6 protein-coding genes are annotated in these 12,091 nt (G+C 77.2%); 1 reads left to right on the top strand and 5 read right to left on the bottom strand.

The window, feature by feature from the left end:
• The first annotated feature begins 89 nt into the window (after positions 1 to 89).
• Entirely contained in the window at positions 90 to 1,673 is a 1,584-nt protein-coding gene (locus CS2_RS04825; protein ID WP_070319125.1) for a molybdopterin-dependent oxidoreductase, read from the top strand.
• A 63-nt stretch (positions 1,674 to 1,736) separates the two neighbouring features.
• Here the strand turns inward: CS2_RS04825 and CS2_RS04820 are convergent, their stop codons facing one another.
• From CS2_RS04820 to CS2_RS04800, 5 genes are all read right to left on the bottom strand, one after another.
• The gene (locus CS2_RS04820) at positions 1,737 to 2,090 is read right to left on the bottom strand and encodes a hypothetical protein (RefSeq protein WP_046528313.1); all 354 of its coding nucleotides are present in this window, start codon (positions 2,088 to 2,090) and stop codon (positions 1,737 to 1,739) included.
• 191 nt (positions 2,091 to 2,281) lie between these two features.
• Complete coding sequence (locus CS2_RS04815; RefSeq protein WP_070319105.1) at positions 2,282 to 6,541, bottom strand: bifunctional nitrate reductase/sulfite reductase flavoprotein subunit alpha; 4,260 nt, start codon at positions 6,539 to 6,541, stop codon at positions 2,282 to 2,284.
• On the bottom strand, positions 6,541 to 7,971 hold the full coding sequence (locus CS2_RS04810; protein ID WP_070319104.1) for an MFS transporter: 1,431 nt from the start codon (positions 7,969 to 7,971) through the stop codon (positions 6,541 to 6,543). Before CS2_RS04810 ends, CS2_RS04815 begins: the two co-directional genes overlap by 1 nt.
• A 223-nt stretch (positions 7,972 to 8,194) precedes the next feature.
• Entirely contained in the window at positions 8,195 to 10,882 is a 2,688-nt protein-coding gene (locus tag CS2_RS04805) for a multicopper oxidase domain-containing protein (RefSeq protein ID WP_070319103.1), read from the bottom strand.
• Complete coding sequence (locus CS2_RS04800) at positions 10,879 to 12,057, bottom strand: DUF8744 domain-containing protein (RefSeq protein ID WP_233421070.1); 1,179 nt, start codon at positions 12,055 to 12,057, stop codon at positions 10,879 to 10,881. Before CS2_RS04800 ends, CS2_RS04805 begins: the two co-directional genes overlap by 4 nt.
• Positions 12,058 to 12,091: the final 34 nt, after the last annotated feature.

Genomic DNA, 12,091 nt, shown 5'->3' with positions numbered 1-12,091 from the left:
GTTTCGCTCTCACCGGGCGGGCCTCGCGTGTGAGACCTTCGTCCCGTGCGCCGTGGCGCGCTCCGTGCCCGCGGCCTAGCGTGGCGCGCATGACGACCCCCACGGTCGCGGCCCCGCGCACGCGCCGCCCGCGCACGCCCGACCTCCTCGCGGGTCTCGCGGGGCTGGCCGCCGGTGCGGTCACGGTGGGTGTCGGAGCCCTGGTGGCGATCGTCACGGGGCCCTCGACGGACCCGCTCGTGGCGGTCGGTGCGGCGTTCGTCGACGCGACGCCGGGGTGGCTCAAGGACGCCGCGGTCGCGGCGTTCGGCACGGCCGACAAGCTCGTGCTCGGCGTCGGGGAGGCCCTGGTGCTGGCCGCCCTCGCGGCCGTCGCCGGTGTCGCCGCGCGGCGCCGGTGGTCGGTCGGCGCGGTCCTCGTGGTGCTGCTCGGCGGGGTCGCGGCGTTCGCCGCGTCGCTGCGCCCCGACACCGGTGCGCTCGCCCCGGCCCCGGCCGTCGTCGGGACCGTCGCGGGCCTGTGGACGCTGCGCGAGCTGCTGCGCCGCCTGCCGCCCGCCGCACCGCCCACCGCGGCGGCACCTGGCCCGGTGGCCGACGGACCCGCGCCGCCCGGCCGCCGCACGTTCCTGCGGCTCACCGCGCTGGCCGCCGCGGTCGGGGTCGTCGGGGCGGTCGTCGGGCGCGTCGCCGCTACCGGTGCGCGCGGCGCGCAGGCCGCGCGCGCGGCCCTGCGGCTGCCGTCGCCCGCGCGTCCCGCGCCGTCACCGCCGAGCGGCGTCCAGGTCGCGGGCGTCGGACCGTGGGCGACGCCGCCCGCGGACTTCTACCGCATCGACACCGCGCTCGTGGTGCCGCAGGTCGACCCGGCCACGTGGCGCCTGCGCGTGCACGGGCTCGTCGAGCGGGAGGTCGAGCTCACGTGGGACGAGCTCCTCGCGTCCGACCTCGTCGAGGCGTGGGTGACGCTCGCGTGCGTCTCCAACCCCGTGGGCGGCGGGCTCGTGGGCAACCAGCGCTGGCTCGGGCTGCCCGTGCGCGACGTGCTCGCGCGGGCCGTGCCCACGGCCGACGCCGACATGGTGCTCTCGCGCAGCGCCGACGGGTTCACCGCGTCCACGCCGCTCGAGGCGCTCACCGACGACCGGGACGCGCTGCTCGCGGTCGGCATGGACGGCGCTCCCCTGCCCCCCGAGCACGGGTTCCCGGTGCGGATGGTCGTGCCCGGGCTGTACGGCTACGTGTCGGCGACCAAGTGGGTCACCGAGCTCGAGGTCACGCGGTTCGACCGGGTCAGCGCGTACTGGACGCAGCGCGGCTGGTCCGAGCGCGGCCCCGTGAAGACGCAGTCGCGCATCGAGGTGCCCCGCACGGGCGCGACGGTCGCGGCGGGCGACGTCGTCGTGGCCGGCACGGCGTGGGCGCAGCACCGCGGCGTCGAGCGCGTGCAGGTGCGCGTCGACGACGGCGCGTGGCAGGACGCCGACCTGGCCGCCGACGGCGGCGTGGACTCGTGGCGGCAGTGGCGGTGGACGTGGCCCGACGCGGCACCGGGCGACCACGTGCTCGCGGTGCGTGCGTGGGACCCCGACGGCCCGCAGACGGGCGTCCCGGCCGACGTCGTGCCCGACGGCGCGGCGGGCTACGACACGCTCGACGTGACGGTGACCTGAGCCGGGGCCGCACCCGCGCCGGTCGCACGGGCGACCGCGTGGGACGGCCGACGGCCGCCGCGATCAGCCCTGGACGCCGCGCGACACCTGCACGACCTGCACCTGCGCCGCGCCCGGGTCGCGCTGCAGGCACGCGAGCACGCGGTCGAGGTCGCCGCGGGCCGCGTCGGCGTACAGGACGACCGCGAGCGGCCCGCCGTCCTGGCCGTCCGGCACCGACACGCGCTCGACCGCGGGGTCGCTCGTGCACGCGGCGACGGTCGGGTGCTCGGGGCCGACCAGGACCGCCCAGGGGCCCGTCGCGGGCACGTCGACGCGCCCGCCGCCCGTCCCCGCGACGAGGCCGACCGCGAGCGAGCCGACCAGGCCGAGCACGACGAGGGCGGCGACGACGACACGGGTCCTGCGGCCGCGCACGGCACCTCCTGCGGGTCGGGGCGTGCGCCACCGGCCGGCAGGCACTCCCGGGGGAACGCACGACCGCGGCACCGGGTTCCCCGTGCGGCCCCGGGTTCCCGCGGCGGACGCGCCGCGGCTCGCGGGAGCACGGAACCCGTCACGCTCGCCGGGCCGACGCCGCGCGGGGTACGTCCGGTCGACGCGGGCGCTCAGTACACGTCGCGCACGTAGCGTCGCTCCGCCGCGAGCCGCCGGACGTACGCGGCGGCGTCCGGCTCGGCGAGCCCGCCCTCGCGGGCGACCACCTCGCGCAGCGCCGCGTCGACGTCGGGCGCCATGCGCCGCGCGTCGCCGCACACGTAGACGTGCGCGCCGCGCTCGAGCCAGGACCACAGGTCGCGCGCGTGCTCGCGCAGCCGGTCCTGCACGTAGACCTTCTGCCGCTGGTCGCGCGAGAACGCGGTGTCGAGGCGCGTGAGCACGCCGCTCGTGCGCCACGCGTCGAGCTCGTCGCGGTACCAGAAGTCGGTCGCCGCGTGCTGCTCGCCGAAGACCAGCCAGCTGCCGCCGCGGTGCCCGCGCGCCTCGCGCTCGGCGAGGAACCCGACGAACGGCGCGACGCCCGTGCCCGGACCGATCATCACGGCGGGTGCGTCGGGGTCCGACGGCGGGCGGAAGTGGGCGCTGGGTTGCACGTGCACTGCGACCTCGGCGTCCGGGGCGGCGTCCGCGAGGTACGTCGAGCACGTGCCGCCGCGCGGCCGTCCGGTGGGCCCCGCCCACCGCACGACCGACACCGTCAGGCGCACGCGGGCCGGGTCGACGAGCGGGCTCGACGAGATCGAGTACGCGCGCGGCTGGAGCGTGCGCAGCGCGTCGACCCACTCCTGCGGCGTCGCGTCGAGCGGGTGCGCCGCGACCACGTCGACGACGCCGCGGTCCCACGTCCACGCGTCGAGCGCCGCGCGGTCGCCCGCCCGCAGCAGGCGGCGCAGGTCGTCACCCGCCGCACGGGTCGTGCGGTCGGCGACGAACCGCAGCAGCGCGGGCGTCGGGCGGCCCAGGTCGAGGCCGGTGCGCAGCGCGTCGTGCAGCGGCTGCGTCACGCCGTCGAGCACGACCGGCGCGGCGGCGTCCAGCCCCGTCGCGCCGAGCATCTCCTCGACCAGCGCGACCGGCGTGCGGGGGCGGACCGCCAGGGCGTCCCCGGCCGCGTACGGCACGGGCAGCGGCGAGCCCGACGTGTCGAGCAGGACCTCGCGCACCTCCTTCGCGGCGCCCGCTGCCCCGAGGCGCCGACGGCCCACGAGCCGCGCCGTGCCGGGGTGCCGCCGCGACGCCCGGGCGGGCGCGTCACCCGACCCGGACGGCGCGACGGGTGCCGTGCGCGCCGGCGCACGAGCCGGCCCGCCGCCGACGCCGTCGCGCGCGTCCGCGTCGTCGGCGCCTCCCACGACCGTGCCACCGTCAGCCGCGTCGTCGTCCTGCTCGCCGCCGGTCAGCGCCGCGACGAGCCCGTCGAGCCACGGGCCGACCGCGGTGTCGTCGCCGGGCTCGCGCTCGAGGCGCGGCACGAGCCGCTGCGCGCCGAGCTCGGCGAGCCGGTGGTCGAGGCGCCGCCCGTGCCCGCAGAACCGGTCGTACGTCGGGTCGCCCAGCGCCAGCACCGCGAACCGCGCACCGCCGAACGACGGCGCCTGCGGGTCCGCGAGCCTCTCCCACAGCGCCGCCCCGTTGTCGGGTGCGTCGCCGTCGCCGAACGTGCTCGTGACCAGCACGACGTCACCGCGCCGGGGCAGGTCGTCGAGCGCGTCGTCCATCGCGCGCAGCCGCGTGCCGAGCCCGGCGGCCCCGAGCCGGTCAGCGACGACGCCCGCGAGCTCCTCGGCGTTGCCCGTCTGGGACGCCCACAGCACCGTGACGGTGCGGGCCGGCGCCCGCAGGGCGGCCGCGGACGGTGCACCCGGCGCGCGGGAGAACAGCCCCGCCAGCACGCCGTCGACCCACAGCGCGTGGTCGTCGCGCAACGGTGCCGTCGGCGGCAGCACGGGCGTCCCCGCCGCGCCGGTGCCACGCCCGAGACCCGCGAGGAACCCCGCCAGGTAGCGCCGCTCGCCGTCGCCGAGCGCGGGGGCCTCGACGTCGTCGACGCCGAGCGCGGCCGCGAGCGCCCGCATCGTGGCCGGACCGTCGAGCGTCGCCGACGCGGAGGCGGGCGCCGCGCCGGGGTCGGGGTCGGGTCCGGGTGTCGCGCCGTGCGTGCGTCGGGCGGGCGCGACCTCGGCGGCGACGGGCGTGAGCGCGACCGCGCACGCCTTGAGCTCGGGCTGCAGGGACAGCAGGTCGACCGCGTCGTTCGTCACCGCGTTGACCGCGAGGTGCTCGCCGAACACGTCGTTCCAGTGGAACGGCGCGAACAGCGTGCCGGGGCGCACGCGGTCGGTCACGACGACCGGCAGCACCGCGCGGCCGCGCCGCGACGCGACCTCGACGGGCGCCCGCTCGACGAGCCCGAGCCGCGCGGCGTCCTCGGGGTGTACCTCGACGAACGGGCCGGGCTCGAGCCGGTTCAGCGCCGGGACCTTGCCGGTCTTGGTCATGGTGTGCCACTGGTGCTGCACGCGGCCGGTGGTGAACCAGAACGGGTGGTCGTCGTCCGGCAGCTCGGCCGGGTCGACGTGCGGGCGCGCGTGGAAGACCGCGCGACCGCTCGGCGTGGGGAACGCCAGGCGCGGCCGCGTGCCGTCGGGGCGGGTGAGCAGCGGCTGGTGCTCGCCGTCGTTGAGGTAGCGCACCGGGTTGCGCGCGGGCGCGTCGGCGGACGCGCACGGCCACTGCACGGGCTCGCGGCGCAACCGCTCGTAGCTGACCCCCCGCAGGTCGTAGCCCGTGCGCGGGTTGCTCGCGCGGCGCAGCTCGTCGAAGACCTCCTGCGACGACGCGTACGCGAAGCCGTCGAACCCCAGGGCCGTCGCGACGCGCGCGACGAGCTGCCAGTCCGGCAGCGCCTGCCCGGGGGCGGCCAGCGCCCGCCGCGCGAGCGTCATGGTGCGCTCGGAGCTCACCATGACGCCGTCGGCCTCGGACCACAGCGCGGCCGGCAGCACGACGTCGGCGTACGCGTTGGTCTCGGTGTCGGCGAACACGTCCTGCGTGACGACGAGCTCGGCGCGCTCGAGACCCTCGACCACGGTGCGGCGGTTGCCGACCGACGCGACCGGGTTGGTGCAGATCACCCACGCGGCGCGGATCTCGCCGTCGGCCATGCGGCGGAACATGTCGACCGTGCCGGTGCCGACCTCGGTGCGGATCGTCCCGGGCGGCAGCCCCCACAGGTCCTCGCAGAACGCGCGGTCGTCGGCGTCGAGCACGCTGCGCTGCCCCGGCAGGCCCGGGCCCATGTAGCCCATCTCGCGCCCGCCCATCGCGTTGGGCTGGCCGGTGAGCGAGAACGGTCCGCTCCCCCGGCGCCCGATCGCACCGGTCGCGAGGTGCAGGTTGACCAGCGCGTTCGTGTTCCACGTGCCGTGCGTCGACTGGTTGAGGCCCATCGTCCAGCACGACACCCAGTCACCCGCTCCGGCGATCATCGCGGCGGCCGCGCGCAGGTCGGCCGCCGGCACGCCCGTGAGCCGCTCGACGACGTCCGGCGGGTAGTCCGCGAGGAACGCGGGCATCGCGTCCCAGCCCTCGGTGTGCTCGGCGACGAACGCCTCGTCGACCGCGCCGGCCTCGACCAGCAGGTGCAACAGGCCGTTGAGCAGCGCGAGGTCGCTGCCGGGCCGGACCTGCAGGAACAGGTCCGCCCTCTCGGCCGTGGCCGTGCGCCGCGGGTCGACGACGATCAGCCGGGCGCCCGCCTTGACGCGGTCGAGCAGCCGCAGGAACAGCACGGGGTGGCAGTCGGCCATGTTCGCGCCGACGAGCAGGAACACGTCGGCGTGGTCGAGGTCGTCGTACGACCCCGGCGGGCCGTCGGCACCGAGCGACAGCTTGTAGCCCGTGCCCGCGCTCGCCATGCACAGCCGCGAGTTCGACTCGATCCACCGCGTGCGCAGGTACCCCTTGGCGAGCTTGTTCGCCAGGTACTGCGCCTCGATGCTCAGCTGACCCGACACGTACAGCGCGATCGCGTCGGGACCGTCGCGGTCGAGGATCGTGCGCAGCCGGCGGGCGACGTCCGCGACCGCGGCGTCGACGTCGGCTGGCACGGCCTCGGCGCCGCGCTCGGGCCGCACGAGCGCGGTCGTCACGCGCCCGCCGGCCGCGAGCATCGTCGCGCTCGTCGCGCCCTTGGTGCACAGGCGCCCGGCGTTCGCGGGGTGCGAGCGGTCGCCGCTCGCGCGGCGCACCGTGCCGTCGTCCCCGACGTCGAGGACGATCCCGCAGCCGACGCCGCAGTACGAGCACACGGTCGCGACCTGCGTCGTGGCCGTGCGCGCGTCCCGCGCGGTGGTGGTGGCCGTCATCAGATGACGGCGTCGCCGAACGCCGAGCCGCGGCGCGCGTACACGACCCACGTGGTGGCGGCCATGACGGCGTAGGTCGCGACGATCACCCACAGCGCCGCCTCGATGCCACCCGTCGCGGTGGTCGACGCCGCGAACCCGCGCGGCACCAGGAACCCGCCGACGGCACCGACCGCGCCCGCGATCCCGATGCACCCCGCGGCGGCCTTGGCCCGCCGGCCGCGGTCGGCGTCGTCGGTCGCGCCGTGCCGGAACACCGCCGGGATCATGCGGTACACCGACCCGTTGCCGGCGCCCGTGGCGAGGAACAGCAGCAGGAACGAGCCGAAGAACAGCGGGAACGACCCGGCCCGCAGCGCGAGGATCGCCGACACGGTCCCGACCGCCATGACCGCGAACGCCGCGACCGTCACGCGGGCGCCGCCGAGCCGGTCGGCGAGCGCACCGCCCGCCGGGCGCGCGACCGACCCGACGAGCGCGCCGAGGAACGCGATCGACAGCGTCACGTCGGGGAACTGGGCCTTGAGCAGCGTCGGGAACGCCCCTGAGAACCCGATGAACGAGCCGAACGTGCCGATGTACACGAACGAGATGACCCACGTGTGACGGTGGCGCGCGGCCGAGCCGTACGCGCGCGGGTCGGCCGCGGCGTCCTTGACGTTGTCCATGAGCCGCCACGCGAGCACCGCGGCCAGGATCGCGAGGGGCACGAACATCAGACCGGCCCGCTCGAGGTGCACGCCGGCCGCACCGACGATGACCAGCGGCACCGCGAGCTGCACGGCCGCGGTGCCGACGTTGCCGCCCGCGGCGTTGAGGCCCAGCGCCCGGCCCTTCTCGCGCTCGGGGTAGAAGAACGAGATGTTGGCCATCGAGGACGCGAAGTTGCCGCCGCCGACGCCCGCGAGCGCGGCGACCGCGAGCAGCGCGCCGAACGGCAGGTCGGGTCGTTGCACGGCCCACACCAGGGCACCCGTGGGCAGGAGCAGCAGGAGCGCCGACACGACGGTCCAGTTGCGCCCGCCGAAGACGGGCACGGCGAACGTGTACGGGATGCGCAGGGTCGCGCCGACGAGCGACGGCACCGCGATGAGCCAGAACATCTGGTCGGCGGTCAGCGTGAACCCGGCCGCCGGCAGCTGCGGCACGACGATGCTCCACAGCGCCCAGACCGCGAACCCGAGGAACTCGGCGAGGATCGACAGCACGAGGTTGCGGCGTGCGACGGCGCGCCCCGCCGTGCGCCACTGGTCGGGCGCCTCGGGGTCCCAGCCGTGCAGCCAGCGGCCGCGGTGCCGGACGAGCACGGGCTCGACGCCGGCCGGGGTGAGGACCTCGGCGCCGGGCGCCGGGGTCGGGGGTGCCGGGGTGGGGTCGGCGGGCGCGGTCGCCGAGGCGGCGGGCGCGCCGGTCGTCGGGGTCTGGGTCACGGGGAGCCTCCGGGCGTCGGTCCGTGCAGGGCTGCGCGGGGTCGGGCGTCGGGGCCGGGCGGTGCCCGGCGGGCGTCGCCGCGTGGGGCCGGCGTCGAGCAGGACGCTAGGCAGCGCGTGTTTCGCCCGGACGCGCACCCGCGTCACCGGCCCGCAACGTTCCGCGCACACACCGGCGGCCCGGGGTGTGAGAACTCCCCCGGGCCGCGTGGCGTCGTCGCCGTCAGTCCGCGACGCGGAACCGGCCCTGCGCGCCGCGCTCGGCGTCGCCCATGGCGTGCGTGACGAACGGGTAGGTGCCGGCCTCGGGGAACGTCAGCTCGACGAACCCGCCCTCGGCGGGCGCGAGCGCGAGCACCTGCGCGCCGCCCGTCCCCGTCGACCCGCCGTCGCGCAGGGTCCAGTCGCCCTCGCGGTAGACGGTGTCGAACTGCCCGCCGACGACGTGGAACGACGACGGCCGGTTCGGCCCGGCGTCGAGCACCCACACGCGCACGCGCTCGCCCGCGCGGACCGCGAGGGGTCGGTCGCGGTACTGGTTCGCGTAGCCGTTGAACGTCAGCAGCGTGGGCTGCTGCGCGGTGAGCGCGGCCTCGTCGGCGGTGCCGCCCTGCTCGCCCAGGTACAGCTCGGACTGCACGAGCACGTACTCGTGGTCGACCTCGGGCAGGCCGGGCGGGTCGATGACGACCGCGCCGAACATGCCGTTGGCGATGTGCAGGCTCATCGGCATGGTCGAGCAGTGGTACATCCAGATGCCGCTGCGCGTCGCCCGGAACGTGTACGTGAGCGTCTCCCCGGGCTCGATGGTCCGCATGACGTCGTCGGGCGCGAGCGCCCCGGCGTGGAAGTCGATCGAGTGCCCGAGGCTGCCGTCGTTGACGAGCGTGACGACGAACGTGTCGCCCACCCGCCCGTGCAGCACGGGTCCGGGTGCGGTGCCGCCGAACGTCCAGGCGGTGCGCGTGACGCCGGGGGCGACCTCCTGGACCGTCTCGGTGACCTCGAGCGTGACGTGGTGCGTCGTGCCGTCGCCGACCGGCGGCAACGTCGCGTCGCGGGCGACGAACGCGTCGTCGGGTGCGGCCATGAGGTCGAGCAGGTCGGACGCCCGCGCGCCGTCGCCGGCTCCGCCGTGGTGCGTGCCCGCTGTGCCGGGCATGTCGTGCCCCGCGCCACCGTCGCCCCCCGGGGCCGCCGCGACGGGCGCGGCGGGCTCCCCGCCCACCACGACGACGTCCAGCGTCATGCCCATGAGGCGGTGCCCGGCGACCGAGCACCAGCCCGCGAGGTCCTGCTGCACGACGCCGACGTCGACCGAGGCCGTGCCACCCGGTGCGAGGCGCCCCGACGTGGCACCGCGGTCGAGCACGAGGTCGTGCACCGTGGTGTCGGTGTTGACGACCTCGATGACCAAGCGGTCGCCGGCCGGCACCTCGACCGTGTCGGGCACGAACCGCATGTCCTGCGCCTCGACGCGCACGGTGGTGGTGCGTCCGGTCGCCCCGGCCTCCGACGCCGCGGTGGCCGCGGCACCCGCGGTGAGGACCTGCGTGAGGCCCGCCGCGGTGGGGTCGCCCGCGAGCGCGACGGCGGTCACCACGACGAGCGCGCCGACAGCCAGCGCGCCGGCGCCGCGCCGCCGCGAGCGCGCCAGGGCCACGGCGACGGGGTCGGCCACGGCCGCGCGAGCGGGCACGACGGGTGCGGGGTGCTCGATCGCGGCGGGCCGCCGGGCGAGCCGGACGGCCCGCGCGACGAGCACGAGGAACCAGACGCCCACCGCGAGCGCGATGCTCGAGGCGACGACGCGCACGAGGCTCGGCGCGGGCAGCACGAAGATCACGAGCGCGCCGTTGAGCAGCACGGCACGCACGACGGCAGAGCGGTCGAGCTCGGCCGCGACGGTGCGCGTCACAGCGGGCCCGCCGCCGAGCACGACGGGGAGCAGGTACGACAGCGCACCGACCAGCACCTGCGCCGCGAACCCGCCCTCCGTCGCGGGCGTGAGCGCCGACAGCCGCGGGACCGCCGCGGCCCACGAGCCGGCGGTCGCGACGACGACTCCGAGCACCGTGACCGACGCGGCCCACCACACCACGGCCGCGCCGACGCTGAGCGCGGCGTACGTGACGGGCGGCGCGGTGCGCACCTGGCGGACGAGCACGTGCGCGGTCAGCGCGATGCCCGCCAGCACGACCGCGACGCCCGCGACCGTGACGGCCCGCAGGCCCGTGGCCGGCCCGAGCGCCGCGAGCAGCGTGCCTGCGACGAGCAGCACGAGCGAGCGGCGCGCCGCGGTCTCGGCGGCCGCGTCGATCCGGGTGCGCAGGACCGTCGGCCACAGCACGACGAGCGTGCCCGCGACCGTGACGCCGACGAACCCGATCAGCGTGAGCACGACGTGCGCGACGTACCACTGCGCGTACGCCTCCGGCCCGGGTGCGGCGGTGGCCATGACGACGCCGCACGCGACGCCCGGGACCAGCAGCAGGCCCGCCGCGACGTAGGCGCGCGCGAGGTGGCCGAACCGCGAGGGCAGCGCGCCGCGGCCCTGCCGGACGATGCCGACGGCCTGCGCGACACCGACGCCGGCGACGGCGACGCCCCCGGCGACCACGAGTGCGGGCACCGACGTGAGGTGCCCGGCGACGACCGCGAGCACCCCGGCGGTGTGGGCCGCCAGGCGCCACGCGAGCGCGCGGCGCGGTGCGGGGCTGCGCAGCAGCGTGTCGGCGAAGTGCTGGCTCCACACGAGGATCGCGGTGGTGACCGCCCCGAGCAGCGGCAGGTGCACCAGGAGCCACCCGGCCTCGGGCAGCCAGCGGTGCGCGAGCGCGGCGCCCGCGGCCGCCACGAGCCAGACCAGGACGAGCGCGTTGGCGCGGACGTGGTGCGCGGCGCGGTTCACCGGGGACCTCCGAGGGCGAGGCCCGCAGCGGCGGGCGGGGTCGAGTCGGCCGGTGCACCCGTAGCGGTCGCGCGCGAGGGCCGCGGCGCGACCGACGGCGGCCCGAGCACCGCGGACGTCACGGCGACGACGACGAACAGCAGGAGCGCGACGACGTTGCCCACGCCGCCGACCTGCACGACCGCGTCGACGCCGCGCGCGTCGCCGACGAGCACCCGCAGCGCGAGCGTCGTGTGCAGCAGCACGAGCGGGATGTACATCACCGGTCGGTACGGCAGCGGGCGGCGCAGCACCGCGGGCAGGATCACGGGCGCGTGCGCCATGACCATCGACAGCACGAAGCCGAGGAACACGGCGTGCAGGGCCGCGTCGTACCCGCGGCCGGCCAGCACGGGCCCGGCGACGAGCCAGAGCGCTCCGGCGACGGCGAGCCACGCGTACCCGGCGAGCATCGCGCACGCCATGAACCGGGGCAGGCCCGTGGAGCGCACCGTGCGCCGCGCGACGTCGTGCCGCACGAGGACCGCGACGAGCGCGAGCAGCACGGCACCCAACAGCGGCCAGCCGACCTCGGGCCACAGCAGCGCGGCCGTCGCCGCGAGCGCCCACGCGCACGCCAGGCCCCACACGACGTCCTCGACGCGCGGCCCGGGCCCGCCGACCCGCAGGAGCTCGAGGCGCTCACCGGCGATCGTCAGGACGAGGAAGCCCGTGAGGCACGGCACGAGGTGCGGCACGGCGGCGCCCGCGAGCCACAGCACGGCGGCCGCGACGGCGAGCGCGGCCCCCAGGGCCTGCACCGCGAGCGCGGCGGCGGGCTGCTTGCGCCACACCGCGAGGTAGATCCCCACGAGCGCGAGCGCGCCGAGCACGAGGCACGCGCGGCCGACCCACAGCGGCGCGGGTGTCAGGAGCGCCAGACCGCCGACCCCGAGCAGCGCGGGCGAGGCGAACGCGATCGGTCGCCGCACGGCGACGGCCCGTTCGAGCGCGACGAGCGTGCCGACGAATCCGAGCACCATGAGAGGCCCGTGCACGTCGGACCAGCGCTCGAGGTGCACGGGCGCGGGCAGCCCCAGCAGCAGGAGGGCGGCGTCGAGGCCCGCCAGCAGCGCCAGACCACCCGGGACGAGCAGCACGACGTGCGGGGGGACCCTGGTCCCGGTCTTTTCCACGGCACGACGGTATTTAATGAGTCACCACCACCGC

Origin of the sequence: Cellulomonas iranensis NBRC 101100 = JCM 18110 (assembly GCF_001552375.1) — a bacterium.
In the GTDB taxonomy this organism is placed as follows: Bacteria; Actinomycetota; Actinomycetes; order Actinomycetales; family Cellulomonadaceae; genus Cellulomonas; species Cellulomonas iranensis.
This window is presented reverse-complemented; position numbering and strand designations above follow the sequence as displayed.